Origin of the sequence: Janthinobacterium lividum (genome assembly GCF_011601275.1) — a bacterium.
Classification (GTDB): Bacteria; Pseudomonadota; Gammaproteobacteria; order Burkholderiales; family Burkholderiaceae_D; genus Janthinobacterium; species Janthinobacterium lividum_E.
Map to the genome: position 1 here is coordinate 483,991 of NZ_JAAOLY010000001.1, position 18,336 is coordinate 502,326.

General features: G+C 65.8%; 19 protein-coding genes. 9 read left to right on the top strand and 10 right to left on the bottom strand.

Annotated elements, in window-relative coordinates; genetic code table 11:
* Positions 1–14 precede the first annotated feature (14 nt).
* Entirely contained in the window at positions 15–479 is a 465-nt protein-coding gene (locus tag GYK42_RS02250; RefSeq protein ID WP_166446139.1) for a DUF2269 family protein, read from the bottom strand.
* Positions 480–1,778: an SDR family oxidoreductase gene (locus GYK42_RS02255; protein ID WP_166446140.1), complete on the bottom strand. Its 1,299-nt coding sequence runs from the start codon at positions 1,776–1,778 to the stop codon at positions 480–482.
* Between the two features lie 75 nt (positions 1,779–1,853).
* Here GYK42_RS02255 and GYK42_RS02260 point away from each other — a divergent pair, with 75 nt between their 5' ends.
* From GYK42_RS02260 to GYK42_RS02280, 5 genes are all read left to right on the top strand, one after another.
* Positions 1,854–2,321 (top strand): hypothetical protein, encoded by a 468-nt coding sequence (locus GYK42_RS02260; RefSeq protein WP_166446141.1) that lies wholly within the window; start codon positions 1,854–1,856, stop codon positions 2,319–2,321.
* Between the two features lie 102 nt (positions 2,322–2,423).
* Positions 2,424–2,780: a hypothetical protein gene (locus GYK42_RS02265; RefSeq protein WP_166446142.1), complete on the top strand. Its 357-nt coding sequence runs from the start codon at positions 2,424–2,426 to the stop codon at positions 2,778–2,780.
* A gap of 29 nt (positions 2,781–2,809) precedes the next feature.
* Entirely contained in the window at positions 2,810–3,718 is a 909-nt protein-coding gene (locus GYK42_RS02270; RefSeq protein WP_166446143.1) for a manganese catalase family protein, read from the top strand.
* Between the two features lie 21 nt (positions 3,719–3,739).
* Positions 3,740–4,642, top strand: coding sequence for a ZIP family metal transporter (locus tag GYK42_RS02275; protein WP_346768046.1), 903 nt, complete (start codon positions 3,740–3,742; stop codon positions 4,640–4,642).
* 74 nt (positions 4,643–4,716) lie between these two features.
* Positions 4,717–5,169 carry a hypothetical protein gene (locus GYK42_RS02280; RefSeq protein WP_166446144.1) on the top strand — a complete coding sequence of 151 codons (453 nt, stop codon included), beginning with the start codon at positions 4,717–4,719 and terminating at the stop codon, positions 5,167–5,169.
* Here GYK42_RS02280 and GYK42_RS02285 read toward each other — a convergent pair.
* Genes GYK42_RS02285 through GYK42_RS02305 form a run of 5 tightly spaced genes read right to left on the bottom strand, consistent with a single transcriptional unit; the run spans position 5,144 to position 11,873 of the window.
* Entirely contained in the window at positions 5,144–5,719 is a 576-nt protein-coding gene (locus GYK42_RS02285; protein ID WP_166446145.1) for a DUF1349 domain-containing protein, read from the bottom strand. The genes GYK42_RS02280 and GYK42_RS02285 overlap by 26 nt on opposite strands.
* A gap of 25 nt (positions 5,720–5,744) precedes the next feature.
* On the bottom strand, positions 5,745–7,133 hold the full coding sequence (locus GYK42_RS02290; protein WP_166446146.1) for an efflux transporter outer membrane subunit: 1,389 nt from the start codon (positions 7,131–7,133) through the stop codon (positions 5,745–5,747).
* Positions 7,130–10,228 (bottom strand): MexW/MexI family multidrug efflux RND transporter permease subunit, encoded by a 3,099-nt coding sequence (locus tag GYK42_RS02295; protein ID WP_166446147.1) that lies wholly within the window; start codon positions 10,226–10,228, stop codon positions 7,130–7,132. Before GYK42_RS02295 ends, GYK42_RS02290 begins: the two co-directional genes overlap by 4 nt.
* Before the next feature lie 15 nt (positions 10,229–10,243).
* Positions 10,244–11,344 carry an efflux RND transporter periplasmic adaptor subunit gene (locus GYK42_RS02300; RefSeq protein WP_166446148.1) on the bottom strand — a complete coding sequence of 367 codons (1,101 nt, stop codon included), beginning with the start codon at positions 11,342–11,344 and terminating at the stop codon, positions 10,244–10,246.
* Positions 11,345–11,390: 46 nt separating this feature from the next.
* Positions 11,391–11,873, bottom strand: coding sequence for a DUF2165 family protein (locus GYK42_RS02305; protein WP_166446149.1), 483 nt, complete (start codon positions 11,871–11,873; stop codon positions 11,391–11,393).
* 124 nt (positions 11,874–11,997) lie between these two features.
* On the opposite strand from GYK42_RS02305, the gene GYK42_RS02310 reads away from it, so the two are divergent.
* Positions 11,998–12,657, top strand: a complete 660-nt coding sequence (locus GYK42_RS02310; RefSeq protein WP_166446150.1) for a helix-turn-helix transcriptional regulator — start codon at positions 11,998–12,000, stop codon at positions 12,655–12,657.
* Here GYK42_RS02310 and GYK42_RS02315 read toward each other — a convergent pair.
* On the bottom strand, positions 12,654–13,931 hold the full coding sequence (locus GYK42_RS02315; RefSeq protein ID WP_166446151.1) for an MFS transporter: 1,278 nt from the start codon (positions 13,929–13,931) through the stop codon (positions 12,654–12,656). The genes GYK42_RS02310 and GYK42_RS02315 overlap by 4 nt on opposite strands.
* Before the next feature lie 111 nt (positions 13,932–14,042).
* Between GYK42_RS02315 and GYK42_RS02320 the strand changes: the two genes are divergently transcribed.
* Positions 14,043–14,942 carry a LysR substrate-binding domain-containing protein gene (locus GYK42_RS02320; protein ID WP_166446152.1) on the top strand — a complete coding sequence of 300 codons (900 nt, stop codon included), beginning with the start codon at positions 14,043–14,045 and terminating at the stop codon, positions 14,940–14,942.
* Here the strand turns inward: GYK42_RS02320 and GYK42_RS02325 are convergent.
* Both GYK42_RS02325 and GYK42_RS02330 read right to left on the bottom strand, forming a co-directional pair.
* On the bottom strand, positions 14,939–15,691 hold the full coding sequence (locus tag GYK42_RS02325) for an SDR family oxidoreductase (protein WP_166446153.1): 753 nt from the start codon (positions 15,689–15,691) through the stop codon (positions 14,939–14,941). The genes GYK42_RS02320 and GYK42_RS02325 overlap by 4 nt on opposite strands.
* A 117-nt stretch (positions 15,692–15,808) precedes the next feature.
* Complete coding sequence (locus GYK42_RS02330; protein WP_166446154.1) at positions 15,809–16,852, bottom strand: methyltransferase domain-containing protein; 1,044 nt, start codon at positions 16,850–16,852, stop codon at positions 15,809–15,811.
* A 131-nt stretch (positions 16,853–16,983) separates the two neighbouring features.
* On the opposite strand from GYK42_RS02330, the gene GYK42_RS02335 reads away from it, so the two are divergent.
* Both GYK42_RS02335 and GYK42_RS02340 read left to right on the top strand, forming a co-directional pair.
* Positions 16,984–17,871: a helix-turn-helix transcriptional regulator gene (locus tag GYK42_RS02335; protein WP_240943383.1), complete on the top strand. Its 888-nt coding sequence runs from the start codon at positions 16,984–16,986 to the stop codon at positions 17,869–17,871.
* Between the two features lie 57 nt (positions 17,872–17,928).
* The gene (locus GYK42_RS02340; protein ID WP_166446249.1) at positions 17,929–18,333 is read left to right on the top strand and encodes a VOC family protein; all 405 of its coding nucleotides are present in this window, start codon (positions 17,929–17,931) and stop codon (positions 18,331–18,333) included.
* The last annotated feature ends 3 nt before the right edge of the window (positions 18,334–18,336 follow it).

Consider the following 18,336-nt stretch of genomic DNA (forward strand, 5'->3'; position numbering starts at 1 on the left):
CCGGTGATGCGTGTTCAAGCCGGCTTGGCCGTCATCAGGTAAAACACGACGATGAGGGCGAAGAAGGCGGGCACGCCCAGCGCCGCCCAGATGCGCAGGTAGCGCCAGTACGGCGCGGGCAAGGCGACGCCGTCGCGCGCGCTGGCCTGCGCCATGTCGCGCATGCGCATCTGCAGCCAGACGACGGGCAGCCAGCAGGCGCCCGCCACCAGGTACAGCACCACGGACCAGACGATCCAGCGGCTGCTCAAGGGATAACCGGCCAGGTGCGCCAGGTAAAAGCCGCTCAGGGGCTGAAACACCACCGTGGTGGCCGTAAACAGCCAGTCGGCGCGCACCACGTGGCGGCTGACGACGGCGATGGCGCGCACGTCGCGGCTCAGGCTCGTGAACAGCAGGTAGAAGGCCGAGCCGATGCCGGTGCCGAACAGCAGGGTCGACGAGACGATGTGCAGCCATTTGATGACCAGGTATTCCATCTATTTTTCCTCCAGTTGGTAGAGCAGCCACAGGGCCGCCAGCATGGGCAGGTTTTTTGTCAGGGGGCCGTACGGATGCCAGAGGAATTCCGGCAGGCGCACGGCGATCCAGACGGTATAGAACACGATCAGCGCGGCTTGCAGCGGCCACAGCCAGCGCCGCCACGGCGGGCGCAGCGCCAGGGTGGCCATGCCCAGCAGCAGGTCGAACAGGCAGGCGCCGGCCAGCAGCGGCGGCGCCCAGGCTGGCGGCACCCCGCTGCGCGTGAGCAGGCGATAGCTGTCTTCGAGCGGATAGACGCCGGCCGAGACGATGGCCGTGGCGATCCACACGATGGCAATCGACAGGCGCAGCACGGGCAGCAGCCAGTCGAGCCGGGCGCGCACGGCCGCGCCGCGCGCATCGGTGATGAACTGCGCCACGGGGCGCGGCGCATGTCCCAGCAAACGCCGCGTGAGTCCCGCATCGGCCGTATTGCCGCGCTCGAGCATGCCCAGGGTGGCGCGGTCCGGCATGGCAAAGCCCAGCAGCCTGGCCAGCAGCAGTACGGGCGGCATCAGCCAGCGCGGCAGCGGCAGCACGCGCAGCCGTTCCAGTCCCATGGCTGCGCGCAACGCTGCCAGGTAGGCCGTAAACGGCAGCGCCTGCGGCCCCACGACGGGCACGCGGCGCGTCTTCTGGCCGCCCAGCGCGCCCGCGCCGCGCACCAGGGGCACGATGACATCGGTCAGGTCGTCCACGTGCACGGGCTGCACCAGTTGCGGCGCGCGGCCGAAGCGGGGATAGACGGGCAGGCTGGCCAGCATGCGGAACAGGCGCGCGCTCTCGCCATCGTCGCCATATACGAGCGACGGCTGCACGATGACGGCGCGCAGCGGCAGGCTGGCGAGAAAATCGTCGGCCGCCTTCTTGCTCAGGTGGTAGGGCGAGACAGCGCCGTCGTCCGCCCCCAGGGCCGACAGCTGTATCACCAGCTGCACCTCGCTCTCGGCGCAGGCGGCGAACAGGGCGCACGGCGTTTGCGTGTGCAGGGCGGCAAAGGTCTGCGTGCCATGCTCGGCGATGATGCCGACGCAATTGATGACGACGTCGATGCCGGCCAGGCGCGGCAGCCACGCGGCCTTGGCCGTGTCGCGCGCAAAGTCAGCCTCGATCAGGCGCACGCGCTGCTCGTTGCCGGCGCGGGCGTGCGCCGGCACGCGGCGCGCCGTGCACACGAGCTGGAAACCTTCGGCCAGCAGCGCGGTCGAAACATGCGTTCCGATGAAACCGCTCGCCCCCGTCAGCAGTATGCGCATGTGACCTCCTGACGGGATTGGATACGCCTTTTTCATTTCAGTTCATTGTGCGGCCTGCGCCGCGGGAGAAAAATCATGCCAACCTTGCCTCTTGCCCTGCGCCACGGCGCCGTTTCAGGCAGCCTTGCCTCCCTGCTGTCCGCCGCCGCCCTGGCAGCCTGTGGCCGGCGCGAAACGGGCAGCATGTTTGCCGCCGTGAATGCCGTCAGCCACTGGCTGTGGGGCGACCGGGCGGCGCGCCGCGACGACGCCTCGCTCAAGCACACGCTGGTCGGCTATGCCATCCACCATGGCAGCGCCATGTTCTGGGGCGTGCTGTTCGAGCGCTATGCGGCGCGCATCCTCGACCGGCGCCGCGTGGCCTCGACCGTCGCGGCGGCCGCCGGCGCCACGGCCGTGGCCTGTTTTACCGATTACCAGCTGACGCCGCACCGTTTGCAGCCCGGCTATGAAATGCGCTTGTCGCGCCCGTCGTTGCTGCTGGTGTATGGCGCCTTCGGCATCGGCCTGGCCGCCGGCGCGCTGTGGCTGCGGCGACGTTGACGCACGGGACGCTTTCCTACATGGCGTCACGCCGCGCGCCTATCTCGCTGGCGCTTGCACGCCAGTAGCATGGGACTTCATCCACCAACCGAGGAGAAGCGCATGCAGGACGAACACGGCAATACCCCGCAGCACCCCGCCGACCAGGGCCGCAACACGCGCATGGACAAGAGCGACGTCAATAAGTCGCAGGGCGATGCCTATGCCAACCAGGGCGGCGGCAAGCTGGCCAGCGGCAATGCCAACAGCGGCCACTGGGCCAACGACGTCATCACGCCGCAGGGCGGGCCTGATCCGGTGGAGCAGGAAAATCTGCCCACCCTGACGGCATCTGACGACAACGCCCACGTCAAGGGCGCGGCGCAGCGGCCGCAGAGCGAAGCGGGCAAGCTGGCCGACGACCGGCCTGGCCGCAACGAGTCGAAAGACATCCACAGATCACTGAATCAGCACGAGTAGGCCGGCGTGCTGCGAATGAGGAGAGCACCATGTTTGCACACAACAAGCGACTGCAATACACGGTCAGGGTGGAGCAGCCCAATCCCGGGCTGGCCAACCTGATGCTGGAACAATTCGGCGGCCCACAGGGCGAGCTGGCCGCCGCCTGCCGCTATTTCACGCAAGCCTTGTCGGAGGACGATCCGGGCCGCAAGGACATGTTGTTCGATATCGCGACAGAAGAACTGAGCCACCTGGAAGTGATCGGCAATATCGTCGTCATGCTCAACAAGGGCGCCAAGGGGCGGCTGGCCGAGGGCGTCGACCAGGCCGCCGAGCTGTACCGCAATATCACGGGCGCGGGCAACGACAGCCATGTGACGCAGCTGCTGTACGGCGGCGGCGCGCCGCTGGTCAATTCGGCCGGCGTGCCATGGACGGCCGCCTACATCGACACCATCGGCGAACCGACGGCCGATTTGCGCTCGAATATCGCGGCCGAGGCGCGCGCCAAGATTGTCTACGAGCGCCTGATCAACCTGACGGACGACCCGGGCGTGAAGGAAGCGCTGGGCTTCCTGATGACGCGCGAAGTGGCGCACCAGAAGTCGTTTGAAAAGGCCCTGTACTCGATCGAACCGAACTTCCCTCCGGGCAAGCTGCCGGGCGACCCGCAGTACGCCGATGTGTACTTCAACATGTCGCAAGGACCGGGCGAGGAGCGTGGCCCGTGGAACCAGGGCGGCAAGTGGCAATATATTTCCGATCCGCGCCAGCAGATGGCCGTCGATGGCGGCACGGGCGAGGCGGAAGTGAAATTGCCGCAGGACGAGCTGGCGACGGTGCAGCAGATGGCCGCGCGCACGGCGTCCAATCCCGCCGCCGATCCGCTCACAGGCGCCGAGCTGGGCATGCGCTCCAACGGCAGCGATGGCGCCGCCGCGTCCATGCCCTTGTAGCCCCTTGCCGCGGGCACTGGCGTGAACCGGCCGCGTGCGCTGCAAGCCCTGGCCAGACACTGGTCCTGGCCCCATGCACTGGGCTTTGCCCTGTGCAGCGGCGGCGCGCTGCTGCTGCTTTACGCCATGGCGGCCCAGCTGGCGCTGCGCAATGCCCATCTGGTGCCGGCCCTGATCGGCGGCGCCATGGCCGCTGGCGCCACCGCGCTGGGCACCTTGCCGCTGCTGCTGTCGCATCGATTCTCGCAGCGCAGCTACGATTGTTTCCTTGGGTTTGGCGCTGGCGTGATGCTTGCCGCCACCGCCTTTTCGCTGGTGCTGCCGGCGCTGGCGGCGGCCAGGGCGCATGCGGCGACGCCGCTGGACGCGAGCCTGCTGATGGCCTTTGCCATGGGTCTGGGTGTGCTGCTGATCATCGCACTCAACCTGGTGGTGCGCGAGCGCGTGCCGGATGGCGCGCCGGCTGACGTGGCAGCCAGCAGCCTGACAAGGGTGTGGGTTTTTGTGCTGGCCATCACCTTGCACAACCTGCCCGAAGGCCTGGCAATCGGTGTCGGCTATGCCGGCGTGGAACTTGATCGCGCCAATGCGCTGGCGGCCGGCATCGCCATCCAGGACGTGCCCGAAGGACTGGTGGTGGCGCTGGCATTGCGCAGCGTAGGCTACAGCCGGCGCCTGTCGGTGGCGATGGGCGCCGCCTCGGGCCTGGTCGAGCCATTGGCGGCGCTGGCCGGCCTGGCCTTGATCGGCCTCTCGTCCGCCCTGCTGCCGTGGGGCCTGGCGGCCGCCGCTGGCGCCATGCTGTTCGTCATCGTGCACGACGCCATTCCCGAGGCGCACCGCAGCGGCAATGGCGGTTTTGCCTGCACCGCGCTGGTGTTCGGTTTCATGCTGATGATGGTGCTCGATACGGCATTGAGCTGATGGCAGCGTGCAGGATCGCTGCCTGCGCGGCGATCCGGGTATCATGCGCCTGTTGCCATCGGAGAAAGCCAAGCATGCGCGTTGACACGACCTCGGATTCGCCAAGTTGGAGCAAAGTGTTTGACATCAGTCATGAACTGCAGCTGCTTGGTCCCTTGATGGAGGAAAAATATCCTGATCTCGACTGGGAATTGTTTGTGTGCCTGCGCTGCTTGCCAAAAGACCTGCAGCGAAAAACATTTTGCCGCTACTACGCCGGCGACAAAATGTTTGGCCTCGATATCGCCATGGATGAAGAAGACTTCGTGCCGGTGAAAAAAGACACGTCCGCGCAACGCAAATTGATCGGCTCCGCCTTCCTTGCCTTTTTCGTGGCGAGCATCGGGAAATACCAGAAAAAACTGCCAGGCTTGCAGCCTGTTGCGGCACAAGTTATCGCCGATGTTCAGCAATGGTGCGTCGACAATCAATGGACCGATCCACCGGGCGGCACAGCACCCCTCAAGTCAGGTCATGCAGGTCCTTGAGCAGTGCTGGCCCGACAGCAAACTGTGAAAATACCACCTCCAGGCCACCACGCTCGGGCGTACAGCACATCGGTCCCACCAGGTAGCGCGGCGCCACGGGAAACGGCGCCAGGCGCAGCAGCGGCCAGCGTAATCCATCGGTGGAATACTGCACGCGGATCACGTCGTCGCTGACCGTCACGCGCAGCCAGAAACCGTCCGGCATGGCGGGAGCGATGCTGACGGCCCAATCCGATGTGTCCGCCGTCAATACGCTGCTCAACAGCAGCTGGCCATCGGAAAACTCGACGCCGCATTTGATCCAATGCGCGTCATCGATGCGCACCATCATGCCGGCCTGGTCGTACAGCGAAGTGTATTGCGCCGCCACGTGCAGCTGCGCCGTAAAATTGCCTTTGACTTCAGTGCCGAAAAAATGCCCGCTGTCGCGGATAAAACCATACGCGGTCTTGCGCCAGAAATCCGTGTTGGCGTCCGTCGTCACGCGCAATTGCGCGCCGTCGGCGGACCAGTTTTCCGGTGGATTGAGCCAGCTTCCTTGGTTGAACATCGCGTGCCTTTCCGAGCTAAAAAGATCACATAGTTTGCCCCCATCCCAGCGCCTTGTACAGGGCGATCGCATCGATGTAGGACGCCGTTTCCGCCAGCAGCGCCTCGCGCCGGATATCGTACAAGGCGCGCTGGTTTTCCAGCACGGCCTGATAGCTGCCACCGCCGCCCGCATAGCGCGTGCTGGCGATGCCCAGGGCCGCGTTGCCGTGGCGCGCCGACTGCAGCAGGGACGCCAATCGCGTCTGGTTTTCCGCCAGCTGCGTGACGGCGTTTTCCACGTCTTCCTGCGCCAATAACATCGTCTGCTCATAGCGCGCCAGAGCGCCTTGCGCCTCGGCCTGCGTGCCGCGCAAGCGCGCCTTGACGCTGCCCAGGCGGAAGGCCGGATAGCTGACCGATGGCGCCACCTCGAAGGCGCGCGCGCCGCCGTCGAACACACCGCTGCCCCGCAGCGCGAAGAAGCCCAAAAAGCCGCCCAGGCTCAGGCGCGGGTACAGGTCCGCCGTGGCGGCGCCCACGTCTTCGCTGGAGGCGGCCAGCAGGCGCTCGGCGCGCACCACGTCGGGACGCTGCTTGATCAGGCGGTTCACGTCGCCCAGCGGTAGCTGGCCCGCCAGCGGCGCCTGTTGCCGGGGCGTGGTGGCCAGCGCGATGGCTCCTGGCGCTTGTCCGCTCAGCACATCGAGCCGGTATTGCGCCTGGCGCAAGCCCGCCTGCAAGGGCGGCAGCATCGCTTCGCTGCGCGCCAGGTTGGCCAGCGCGTTGTGGCGCTCTTCCGGCAAGCCGCTGCCGGCGCGGATACGCGCATCGATCAGTGCCACCGTGTCGCGCCAGCTGTGCACCTGCGCCTGCGTCAGCGCCAGGTTTTGCTGGTAGCCCAGGGCCTCGTAGTAATTGCGCGCCACCTCGGCGGCGATCGTCATCTGCACTTGCCGCAAGTCCGCCTGCGCCGCGTCGGCGCGCGCCTGCGCCGAACGGCTCATGTGCGCGAGGCGGCCGAACAGGTCGATCTCCCATTGCGCGTCGAAACCCACGCGCGTGCTGGCGCTGGCGGCGCGGCTATCGGGCGCGTTTTGCTGCACCTGCCGCTGCCAGTCCGCCTGGCCCGTGACGGCAGGCAGTTCGTCGAGCCGGCGCTCGTCGAAAACGGCACGCGCGGCCAGCAAATTCGCCTGTGCCTGGGCGATATCGAGGTTGTGTTCGAGCGCGCTGGCGATCAGCTGCGACAGGCGCGCATCGTCGAAAAACGTCCACCAGGCGGCCTCGCTGACGGCGCTCGTGCCAGGTGCGAATTGCGCTTGCTGCGGACTGGCCAGGGTGATGTCGGGCGTGCCCGGCGTGACGTAGGCAGGGCTGACGGCGCAGCCGGCCAGCACGGGCAAAAGAGAGACAAGATAGCGATAATTTTTCATGGGGATTCCTTCAGCGCCTGCGACAGGTCGCGCGCGCGCGGCGTGGCATGATCGGCCGTGTGGCGGCGGGCCAGAAAGGTGTACACGGTGGGCAGCACAAACAGGGTAAAGAAGGTGCCGATCAACATGCCCGAGACGATCACCACGCCGAGGCCGAAGCGGCTGTTGGCGCCGGCGCCCGAGGCGAACAGCAGCGGCACCAGGCCCACCACCATGGCGGCCGTCGTCATCAAAATCGGGCGCAAGCGGATCTGCGCCGCCTTGCGGATGGCCGTGATGCGGTCCAGCCGTTCATGCACCTGCAATTCGTTGGCAAATTCCACCATCAGGATGCCGTGCTTGCTGATCAAGCCGATCAGGGTCACGAGGCCGATCTGCGTGTAGATGTTGACGGTGGCATAGCCGAGCGCCAGCGGAATCAGCGCGCCGCAGATCGACAGCGGCACGGTAATCAAAATGATCAACGGGTCCGTCAGGCTTTCATACTGCGCTGCCAGCACCAGGTAGATGACGACGACGGCCGCCAGGAACGCCAGCAGCAGCGCATTGCCTTCCGTGGCGAACTGGCGCGCGTCCGATTGCCAGTCGTAGCTGAAGCCCGGCGGCAGGGTCTTGGCCACGCCATCGAGGAAGGCGACGGCGTCACCGAGGGTCACGCCCGGCGCCGGCACGCCCTGGAAGGTTGCCGCATTTTGCTGGTTGAACTGGGTCAGCATGTTCGGCTCGATCTGTTCCGTCACCGAGACAACAGCGGACAGGGGCAGCAGGCTGCCATCGTCGGCGCGCACGTACTGCTGCGTCAGGGCTTGCGCCGTGAGTCGCTGTTCGCGCGGGCTTTGCGCGATGACGTCATAGGCGCGGCCATCCATGCCGAAGCGGTTCAGATAATTTTCGCCCACCAGCACGGCCAGCGATTCGCCGATGTCCTGCATGCGGATGCCCAGGCTGTTCGCCTTGGAACGGTCCACGCGCACTTTGACCACCGGGTTGTTGTAATCGAGGTCGCTGTCGACGACGGCAAACAGGCCGCTGTCGCGAGCGCGCTGCTTGACGTCTTCCATGGTGCGAAACAGGGTGGCGTAATCCTGCGCGCTGCGCAAGACCATCTGCACGGGCAAGCCGCCGCTCGATCCCGGCAAGGGCGCCAGCTGGAAGGCGAAGATGCTCGTGCCTTCCACGTCGCCCACGGCGTGCTGCAATTCTGCCTGGATGACGGCCGCGTTGCGCGCGCGTTCCGCCCACGGCGTCAGGTTGATGCCGCCGATGCTCGATGCCGGTCCTTCGCCGCCGTTGATGATCCAGCGCGAGTCCGTCTCGGGGATATTTTTGTAGATGGCATCGAGCTTGTACGAGAAGCGCTCGACGTAATCGAGGTTGGCGTGCTGCGGCGCCTTGATCGCTGTCAGCACGCTGGCCTGGTCTTCCGCCGGCGCCAGTTCGCGCTGCGGCAGCAGGTACAAAAACGGCAAGCTCACCATCACCAGCGCGGCGAAACCGGCGCTGAGCCAGCGGTGGTGCAGCGAGCGGTCCAGCAGGCGCGCATAGCGCGAGGTCAAGCCTTCGAAGAAATGCTCGGCGGCGCGCGCCATGCGCCCTTCCGATTGTTTGGGCTGCAGCAGCAAGGAACTCATCACGGGAGACAAGGTCAAGGCCACCACGCCCGACACCACCACGGCGCCGGCCAGGGTCAGCGCGAATTCCTTGAACAGCGCGCCCGTGAGTCCCCCCATCATGCCGATCGGCGCATACACGGCGGCCAGGGTGATCGTCATGGCGATCACGGGGCCGGCCACTTCGCGCGCACCGACGAGGGCGGCCGCCACGGGCGTCTTGCCTTCCTCGATATGCCGGTGCACGTTTTCCACCACGACGATGGCGTCGTCGACCACCAGGCCCACGGCCAGCACCATCGCCAGCAAGGTCAATAAATTGATGCTGAAGCCAAAGGCCAGCATCAGCGCCGCCGCGCCCAGCATCGACAACGGGATCGTCACGACGGGAATCAGCACGGAGCGCAAGGAACCCATGCACAGGTAGATGACGATAACGACGATCAGCAACGCTTCGAGCAGGGTGTGCGCCACCTCGTCGATGGACGACTGTATGAAGCGCGCCGTCTCGAACGCCAGCTCGACTTTCACGCCCGGCGGCAGGGTTTTCTGGATCTCGGGCAGCAGCTTCTTGATGCCGTCGACGATCACCAAAGGGTTGCCGCCCGGCGTCGGCGACAGGCCCAGGTACACGGCCGGCACGCCGTCCATGATGCCGCTCGTCTCCGTGGCGGCCGCGCCCAGTTCCACCGTGCCCACGTCCTTCAGGCGCACCAGGGCAGCACTGTCTTTTTCATCGCCGCCCTTGCGAATCACCATGTCGCGGAACTCCGCCACGCTGGTCAGATCCGTGTTGACGCTGATGTTCGAGACGACGAACTGTCCCTTCACTTTGCCGGGCGCCGCCTGGTAGTTATTGCGCCGCACGGCGTCGGCCACGTCGGCCGCCGTCAGGCCCCGCGCCGCCAGCTTGGCCGGGTCGATCCACAAACGCATGGCCAGCTGCTGGCCGCCATACACGTCGACCTTTGCCACGCCGTCGATGGTGGCGAACATCGGCTGCACCACGCGCGCCAGGTAGTCCGTCAGCGCGGGCGCGGACACGCTCTCGCTGGCAAAGCCGACATAGGCGACGGCCGAGGAATCGCCGGCCGAACGCTCGATGACGGGGTCAAAAGCGCCTTCGGGCAGCTTGTAGCGCACCTGGTTGACCTTGGCCATGACTTCCGTCAGCGCCTGCGTGGAATCGCGGTTCAGTTCCATGCGCACGGTGACCGTGCTGCTGCCCTGCACCGACGACGAGGTCAGATAGTCGATGCCCTCCACCGACGATACGGCTTGCGCGATGGGCTGCGTGACAAAGCCCTGCATCAGTTCCGCCGAGGCGCCCGGATACGTGGTTTTCACGGTGATGGTGGACGATTCGAGCATCGGATACTGGCGGATCGGCAGCTGCAGGATGGCGATCACGCCCAGCATCAGAATCAAGGTGCTGATCACCAGCGCCAGCACGGGACGCCGTACAAATAAATCGGTAAATTTCATGGTGATGGCCTTCCCTTAAGAACCTGCCTTGGGCGCGGCGCGCTTGGCCTCGTCCAGGGTGTTGGCGACGGCTTGCACGGCCATGCCATCGGCCAGTTTCAGCTGGCCGGAAGCGACCACGCGCTGGCCTTCGCGCAAGCCGTCGAGGATGGCTACCCGGCCCCCTGCCCGCTCGCCCAGTTTCACGCCCACGCGCTTGACGGTGAGCGGCTGCTTGCCCTCCTGCTGTGCGACGAACACCGTGTCGCCATACGCACTGTAGGTCACGGCCGTTTCCGGCACGGTCAGCTGCTGGCCCGCTTCGCGCGCCACGCGCACGTTCGCGTACATGCCAGCCTTTAACGCGCCGCGCGGATTGGCCAGCGCCGCCTGCACCTGCACCATGCGCGAGCGGGCGATCAGCGGATCGATGGCGTTGATCTTCGCCGTGAAGATGTCATCGGGATAGGCATCCACCAGTACTTGCACGGCCTGGCCTGGCGCCAGCTTCGCGCTGCTTTGCTCATCGAGCGAAAAGTTCACCATCAGCGACTTCGTGTCGATCAGGCTGGCCACCGTATCGGCCGCGTTCAGGTACTGGCCCGCGTGGACCTTGCGGATGCCCAGCTGCCCGGCGAACGGTGCGCGGATGGTCTTTTGCGCGATCAGCGCTTGCGTCTGGCGCACGTCGCCCAGGGCCGCATCGCGCGCAGCCAGGGCACTATCGAGCTGCTCCTGCGTGGCCGCTTTTTCTCTGACCATCTGGGCCGTGCGGGCATGGCTGCTTTCCGCGTTTTTCAGCTGTGCGCGCTGGCGTAGCAGGGCCGCCTGTTCCGGCGCATCATTGAGCTGCACCAGGATGGCGCCGGCCGCCACGCTCTGCCCCGACTCGAAGCGGATCTGCGTGATGCGCCCGCCCGTCTCGGCCGCCACCTGCACCTGGCGCGCCGCTTCCAGTTCGCCCACGCCAGCGAAAAAACGTTCCTGCGTGCCCAGCACGACGGGCACCAGCGCCACCTTGGTGGCGGGGTAGGCGGCGGCATCGGCCGCATGGGAGTCGGCGCGCGGATAGAGGGCGGCGCCCGCGACGGCCAGAGTGAGGGCCAGCGCGGATGCGCCGACGATTTTCGTATGCATGATGAAGTCCTTTACAACTGGGAAGAAGAGGCGCAGCGAAGGCTGATCAGGTCCGCTGCGCGTTGAAGGTGAAAAACAGCGCCAGGGTCCACAACAGCAACACCAGGTGCGTCGTCTGCAAGCTTTCCTGCGCGATCCAGTAACCGAACCACAGGCCGCCCAGGTGCATCAGCAGCAAAAAAGCGGCCATGGCGCACAGGGCCAGGTTCAGCCAGGGCAAGGCAGCGGTAAGGCCGCCGCCGGCAAACAGCGTCACCCCCGTCCAGGCGGCGATGGCGGCCAGCAGCTGCAAGGCCAGCACCACACCTAGCGCCAGCCGGTGCAGGGTTAAGGACGTGAGCGCGCGGCGCAGCAGCGGCGTCTGGATGGTCGGGTCCTGGCGCAGCGGGTCCATGCGCATGGTGTTGCCGATGGCCCAGACGGAACCGTGGAAGGCGTGCAGGTTGTTGATGGCGGCCAGGCTGAGCCAGGTGGCCAGGCCGGTGGCGAGGATGGCGTGAAACAGCCAGATGGAGTGCTGCAGCTGCATGGTGATTCCCGTCCAAAGAGTGTCTTGCCGGCATGCGGACGTGGAAACTCCTCGACAGCGGGGAGCTACCGGCCTATTATGCAAGCAATTAGTTGGTTAACTGAGCCCATGATAGTTGAGTGAAATGAATTACACAAGTAAACGTTTGGATAATAGCGAGGCGCCGCAAACGACGGAGCGCATCCTGTATTTCATCAAGACCAAGGGACCCGTCTCCACGGCAACCCTGGCCAAGACCCTGGACATGACGGGCGAGGCGGCGCGCCAGCAAGTGCAAAAGCTGGTGGCGGCGGGCTTGATCGAGGGACGCCAGGAAGCGCAGGCGGGCGCGGGCCGGCCGCGCCAGAACTGGGTCTTGACGGAAGCGGGCAATGCGCGCTTTCCCGACACGCATGCGCAGCTGACGATCAAGCTGATCGGTTCCGTGCGCCAGTTGTTCGGCGAGGCGGGCCTGGATAAACTCATCACCCAGCGCGAAGAGGAAAGCCGCGGCGCGTATGCGCTGGCGTGCTCGGCGCCGGACTTGCCCACGCGCCTGCGGCAACTGGCGGCCGTGCGCGATGAAGAGGGCTATATGGCGCGCGTGGAAGAAGACGGCGACGACTGGCTGCTGATCGAAGACCATTGCCCCATCTGCGCCGCCGCGCGCACCTGCCAGGGTTTTTGCCGCTCGGAATTGCAGCTGTTCCAGGAAGTGGTGGGACCGAACGCCAGCATCGTGCGCGAGCAGCACGTGCTGGCCAACGCCATGCGCTGCGTGTACCGGATCAGGGCGCTGCCCTAGGCTTTCGGAAACAGCGGGCGGGCCAGCAGCGCCACCAGTCCCGCCAGCCACCACACGACGGGCCAGTTGCTCGCCGCCAGCAAATGCGGGATGGCAATCGGCGTGAGGAACAAGCCGACGTAGACGGCCGTGTTCGCCATGCCCAGGGCGGTGCCCGCGTTGGCGCCGCCCGCTTCCGTGGCCAGCTCCGTGTAGGCCACGCCATGCCAGGCGGACACGGCGATGCCGGCCACCACCACGGCGGCCATCAACAGCCAGCCCGGCGCATCGCATGCGGCGGCCATGCCCAGCAGCACGAACGTGGCCAGCGCCACCAGGGCCGAACCGCGCAGGTAGGCGGGCCGGTTCGCGTGGCGGTCCGTGTGGCGTCCGCTCCAGATGCGCATCACCATGGCGCCCGCCTGCAGGGCCACCATCACGGACGTGATTCCCGCCAAGCCCAGGTGGCCGTCATCGTGCAGGAACACGGTGGCATAGCTGAGCACGGCAAACTGCGGCACGCACAGCAAGCCGATGGCGGCCACCATGCGCCAGACTCTGCGATTCTTCAGGGGCAACGTTGCTTGGTCTTTCAACGGGCCTTTGGACGCGTTTTGCAGGCCTGTGGCGGTCTCGGCAGAGAAATCGGGCTCATGCATCCAGCGCCACGTAAAAAACGCCGACAGGGCGCATACGAGGGCCAGGGCGCCAAACACGGGCATGAAGCCATAGCGCGATGCCAGGCTGGGCAGGACGAGGGCGCCAAGGCCGCCGCCCAGCGGCACGGCCGTCTGGCGGATGCTCATGGCGAAACCCCGTTCGCCGGCGCCGAACCATCGCATCACGGCGCGGCCGCTGGCGCCATTCACGCTGCCGCCCAGCACGCCGACCAGGGCCAGCCCGGCCGCCAGCCCGGCCGCCAGCGCCCACAGCGGCGGCACGGAACCGCCGGCGGGCGTGATCCACAGCAGCAAGGTCAATAGTGCCAGCATGGTGCCCAGCAAGCCGGTCAGCAGCACGGGGCGGTCCCCCCAGCGGTCGGTGGCCATGCCCCAGGGCAATTCGCTCAAGGCCACGCCCAGGCCCATGGCGCCCAGCGCCACCCCCAGTTCAGTATTGCTCAGGTGATAGCCGCTGCGCAGCCAGATGGCCGTGGTGGGCATGCCGTTGGCGGCGGCGGAAAAGCTGGCATTGGCCGCCACGCCGACGGCCAGCACTTTCCAGCGGTGGGCGTCGCCCAGCGCGGGCGTGGTGGCGGGGACAGGAACAGGAACAGCTTGGCAATTGGTGCTCATGGCGTGGAGAGTAAGTGGTTGACCCTGACAGTGTTGCGCAGTACGATCGTTCTGAATATCAGATAATTTTCATTGAACCATCCCATAAAAACGGACGATTGCATCTGCACCATGAGCCTGCTTAATTTCGATATCGCCTTTCTGCGCAGCTATGTGGCTGGCATCGAGCTGGGCAGTTTTGCCCGCGCGGCGGACAAGGTGGGCCGCTCCACCTCGGCCGTCAGCGCGCAGCTGAAAAAACTCGAGGAGCAGGCGGGCATGCCCCTGTTCCGCAAGGATGGAAGGGGACTGGCGCTGACCCCGGCCGGCGAAGTCTTGCTCGGCTATGCGCGCCGTTTGCTGGAACTCAACGACGAGGCGGCTGTCGCCTTGCGCGGCGCGGAACTGGAAGGCTGGATCAGGCTGGGTTTGCAGGAGGATTTTGGCGAAGCCTTGCTGCCCGATGTGCTGGGGCGCTTTGCCCGCGCGCATCCGAAAGTGCGCATCGAGGCGCACGTGGCGCGCAACACGGCCTTGATGGAAGGCCTGGCCATGGGGCAGCTGGACCTGGCCCTGCTGTGGGGCGGCGCCGGCATCGCCGACGTGGCCGAATATCCGCAGCAGCAGCGCCAGCATATTGCCGAACCGGCCATGCGCTGGATCGCCTCGTCCAGCCTGGCCTGGCGGCCCGAGTCGGGCGAGCCGTTGCCGCTCATTGCGTTTGACCGCGAATGCCTGTTCCAGCGCTGCGCCACGCAGGCGCTGGACCATGCCGGCATCGCCTGGCGCACGGCGTTTACCAGTCCCAGCCTGGCAGGACTGTGGGCGGCAGCAGCAGCCGGACTGGGCGTGACGGTGCGCACGGGCCTGGGCTTGCCCTCAAGCGTGCGTGCGCTCGATCACGTGGCGGCCGGCTTGCCCGCCCTGCCCCCGCTGTCGTTGGAACTGCTGCGTGCGTCCAGCGTGTCCAGGCCGCCTGTCGAGCGCCTGGCCAGCCTGATCATCGAGTCGCTGCAGCAAGATTCCGTTTAAAACGCCTGCGCCGTCGGGCGCAGCACGATTTCATTGATGCTCACGTCGGCTGGCTGCTCGATCGCATACGCGATGGCGCGCGCCACTGAAGCGGCGGGAATGGCAATCTCGTAGAACTCCTTGACGGCCTTGGCGCTCTCGGCATGGCTGCTGCCCTCGCTCAGTGGCGTGTCCACGGCGCCCGGTGAAATGACGGTGGTACGGATGGTACCGCCGCTGGCCGCCAGCTCATGGCGCAAGCCTTCCGAAATGGCGCTGACGGCAAACTTGGTGCCGCTGTAGACGGTACCGCCCGGGCTGAAGACTTTTTGTCCCGCCACCGACGAGATATTGATGAAGTGGCCGCTGTTTTGCGCCTGGAAATGCGGCAGCACGGCGGCGATGCCGTTCAGTACGCCTTTGATGTTGATATCGATCATGTTATTCCATTCGTCGACCTGCAAGGCGCTCATCGGCGCGATGGCCATCAACCCCGCATTGTTGATCAGCACGTCGACCTTGCCGAACACGGCCAGCGCCGTGTCGATCAAACGCGTCAGGTCGCCCGCCTGGGTCACGTCGGTCTGGGCGATGGCGGCCTGACCGCCGGCCGCCGTGATTTCCTCGGCGATGATGGTGAGCAAATCCATGCGCCGCGCACCAAGCACGACGCTGGCGCCCAGTGCGGCCAGATGGCGCGCGGTGGCTTCTCCCAGGCCGCTGCTGGCACCGGTGATGACGACGACTTTCCCTGCGATATTTAGACTCATGATGGATTCCCTGTGGAGGCAGCAGAGTGCTGCGGATGACATCGATCAATGCCGGCACAGCTTAGCGCATTTGCGTCCCTTTTTGCTATAAAAAAGATAATTTCTAAATGGTAATTTTTAGGCACGAGCAATCAGCACTTGTACGGGCGCCATGGGAAAATCGCTGGCGCCGTACTGCTCCACTTGCCGCCAGCCTGTGTCGCGCAGCAGCTGCGCCAATTCTCCCAGCCGTGTCACCGTGCGGCCCAGCATGCGCATCGGCAAGTAGTACGGCAGCACGCGCGCCGCGTCGCCTGGTGCCGGGGCGATTTCCGCCTGTACGCAGACGAGCACGCCACCGGGTTTTAACGCCGTCTGCATCTTGCGCAAGGCCGCCGCCAGGTCGGGCACGAAATGCAGCACGGACGAGCACCAGATCAGGTCGTAGCCGCTGCCGATGTCGTCGCAGCCCAGATCGCCGCCCACCGTCTCCAGACGGTCGGATAGTTGCGCATGGGCGATGTTGGCGGCCGCCACGGCCACCGTTTCCGGCCAGTCGAAAACGCAACCGTGCAAACCCGCATGGGCTTGCGCCAGCGCAATGGCAACCCAGCCCGGGCCGCCACCCACGTCGAGCAGGCGCAAGGGCGTGTTGCCGCCCGCAAACGGGGCGATGCGCTGCATCACGGCCAGGGCCGCGCGCATGGTGACGGCGCGTTGTTCCTGGCCGATTTGCTGCTGTGCGGCGGCGGCCCAGTTGACCCCGTTCGCCGTGTTGTAGGGCGCCGCCTTGCCGCCGTCGCGCACGAGGGCAGGTAACTGCGTGGCGAAGTGGCGCAGCGCATGCAGCCGGTACAGCCAGGCGTCGCCGCAGAAGGCCACGGAGTTGCGGCAGAAATACTGCAAGGTGCTGGCCGTGCAGCGGTAGCGTTGTGTGTCTGCCTCAGCATCCGCAGCGGCCCCGTCGCGCTCCAGCACCTGCATGCTCCAGAGCAGTTCCAGCAGCAGCGCCGTGTGCGGCGCATGCAACGACAGGGTGTCGGCCAGCTGCGCCGGCGTGTGCGGCGTGGCCAGCACATCGAAAATGCCCAGTTCCAGGGCGGCGGCCAGCCCGTCCGCCTGTACGGGCGCGACGGCCAGGTCCCAGTAAGGCTGCAAGGCATGCTGTGATGTGAATAACATGAAAGTTCCTTTCGACGAGATGGGCGTGTAGGCCTATTTTATGCAAAAATGAGAATAATTATCATTTGCATTTGTATGCGGCGCGGCGCATTTCGTATGCGCGACGGCGCGAAAGGACGGAAGGAGCGATGATGGAACAGGACAGGGACGCGGCAGGCTGGACGCGGCGCCAGCTGGACCCGGGGTTGAAAGAGTGCCGCGCCGACCAGCGCCAGGTCGATCAGGGCTTGCTGCTCGTGCACTCCGATTACCACCCACGGCTGGCGCTCGTCGAGCAATCGAAGCATGACGATGCGGGCGGCATGGTGATCACCATCGGCCTGGAAGGCGCGTCCGGCTACGTCACGCGCGATGGCGAACAATTGCGTTTCCGGGGCGGCCATACGACGGTGACGGCGTTTCGCCACACAAGCGGCGAGCGCCGTTTCGAGGCGAATCAGCGGGCGGCGCAGTTGCGCGTGCTGGTGGGGGAAGAGGCGCTGGCGCGCTACTGGCCGGAAGGCCTGGCGTCCCTGCTGCCCGACGGCGGCGCGCGCCAGCTGGCGCATGCGGCCACGACGCGCAACAGCGCCCTGCACGCGCGCTCGCTGCTGCGCGCGACGGACCCGCTGGACGTGCATATCGGCGTGCTCAGCCTGTTGGCGGAACAGCTGCGGGCACTGCGGCCGGCGCCCTCTCCCGTGCCGCGCTGGTCCGAGGCCGATATCGCCAGACTGGAACGCGTCCACGCGCTGATGCAGGAACAGATGGCGCAGGAACTCACGCTCGATTACCTGTGTGCGCAAGCGGGACTGAGCTTGTTCAAGCTCAAGCAGGGATGGCGCTACCGCTACAACGACAGCCCGCAGCGCACCCTGCTGGCGCTGCGCATGCAGCGGGCAAAGTTATTGCTGGAAAATGGTTGCCAAGTGGCGCAGGCGGGCTGGCAAACCGGTTATCGCCACCCGGCCAATTTCAGCGCCGCGTTCAGCCGCTATTTCGGCTACGCGCCGAAGACCGTGGCGCGCGTGAAGGGCTGAACAGCCGGTGTAGAATCGGCGGGCAGCACATATTCATACGACCCACAAGGAGACATGATGGCCCGCAAAATCTTTGTCAATCTGCCTGTCCAGTCGCTGGAACGCTCCGTCGCGTTTTTCACGGCGCTGGGCTTCAGTTTCAATGCCCATTTCACGGATGAAACGGCGACGTGCATGATCGTCGCCGACGACATTTTCGTCATGCTGTTGACGCACGACAAATTCAAGCAATTCACGCCCAAGCAGCTGTGTGACACCAAGGTGGCGACGGAAGTGCTCGTGTGTCTGTCGGCCGAGAGCCGCGGCGAAGTCGATGCGCTGGTGGCGAAGGCCGTCCAGGCGGGCGGCAGCATCTACAAGGAGCCGATGGATTTCGGCTTCATGTATGGACATAGTTTCCAGGATCCTGATGGGCATCAGTGGGAATTGATGTTCATGGAGCCGAGCGCAATACCGCAGTAGCAG

What these genes read in the sequence shown, in the direction of transcription:
- GYK42_RS02250 (WP_166446139.1), bottom strand. Translation starts at nt 479, where the DNA reads ATGGAATACCTGGTCATCAAATGGCTGCACATCGTCTCGTCGACCCTG.
- GYK42_RS02255 (WP_166446140.1), bottom strand. Translation starts at nt 1,778, where the DNA reads ATGCGCATACTGCTGACGGGGGCGAGCGGTTTCATCGGAACGCATGTT.
- GYK42_RS02260 (WP_166446141.1), top strand. Translation starts at nt 1,854, where the DNA reads ATGCCAACCTTGCCTCTTGCCCTGCGCCACGGCGCCGTTTCAGGCAGC.
- GYK42_RS02265 (WP_166446142.1), top strand. Translation starts at nt 2,424, where the DNA reads ATGCAGGACGAACACGGCAATACCCCGCAGCACCCCGCCGACCAGGGC.
- GYK42_RS02270 (WP_166446143.1), top strand. Translation starts at nt 2,810, where the DNA reads ATGTTTGCACACAACAAGCGACTGCAATACACGGTCAGGGTGGAGCAG.
- GYK42_RS02280 (WP_166446144.1), top strand. Translation starts at nt 4,717, where the DNA reads ATGCGCGTTGACACGACCTCGGATTCGCCAAGTTGGAGCAAAGTGTTT.
- GYK42_RS02285 (WP_166446145.1), bottom strand. Translation starts at nt 5,719, where the DNA reads ATGTTCAACCAAGGAAGCTGGCTCAATCCACCGGAAAACTGGTCCGCC.
- GYK42_RS02290 (WP_166446146.1), bottom strand. Translation starts at nt 7,133, where the DNA reads ATGAAAAATTATCGCTATCTTGTCTCTCTTTTGCCCGTGCTGGCCGGC.
- GYK42_RS02295 (WP_166446147.1), bottom strand. Translation starts at nt 10,228, where the DNA reads ATGAAATTTACCGATTTATTTGTACGGCGTCCCGTGCTGGCGCTGGTG.
- GYK42_RS02300 (WP_166446148.1), bottom strand. Translation starts at nt 11,344, where the DNA reads ATGCATACGAAAATCGTCGGCGCATCCGCGCTGGCCCTCACTCTGGCC.
- GYK42_RS02305 (WP_166446149.1), bottom strand. Translation starts at nt 11,873, where the DNA reads ATGCAGCTGCAGCACTCCATCTGGCTGTTTCACGCCATCCTCGCCACC.
- GYK42_RS02310 (WP_166446150.1), top strand. Translation starts at nt 11,998, where the DNA reads ATGAATTACACAAGTAAACGTTTGGATAATAGCGAGGCGCCGCAAACG.
- GYK42_RS02315 (WP_166446151.1), bottom strand. Translation starts at nt 13,931, where the DNA reads ATGAGCACCAATTGCCAAGCTGTTCCTGTTCCTGTCCCCGCCACCACG.
- GYK42_RS02320 (WP_166446152.1), top strand. Translation starts at nt 14,043, where the DNA reads ATGAGCCTGCTTAATTTCGATATCGCCTTTCTGCGCAGCTATGTGGCT.
- GYK42_RS02325 (WP_166446153.1), bottom strand. Translation starts at nt 15,691, where the DNA reads ATGAGTCTAAATATCGCAGGGAAAGTCGTCGTCATCACCGGTGCCAGC.
- GYK42_RS02330 (WP_166446154.1), bottom strand. Translation starts at nt 16,852, where the DNA reads ATGTTATTCACATCACAGCATGCCTTGCAGCCTTACTGGGACCTGGCC.
- GYK42_RS02335 (WP_240943383.1), top strand. Translation starts at nt 16,984, where the DNA reads ATGGAACAGGACAGGGACGCGGCAGGCTGGACGCGGCGCCAGCTGGAC.
- GYK42_RS02340 (WP_166446249.1), top strand. Translation starts at nt 17,929, where the DNA reads ATGGCCCGCAAAATCTTTGTCAATCTGCCTGTCCAGTCGCTGGAACGC.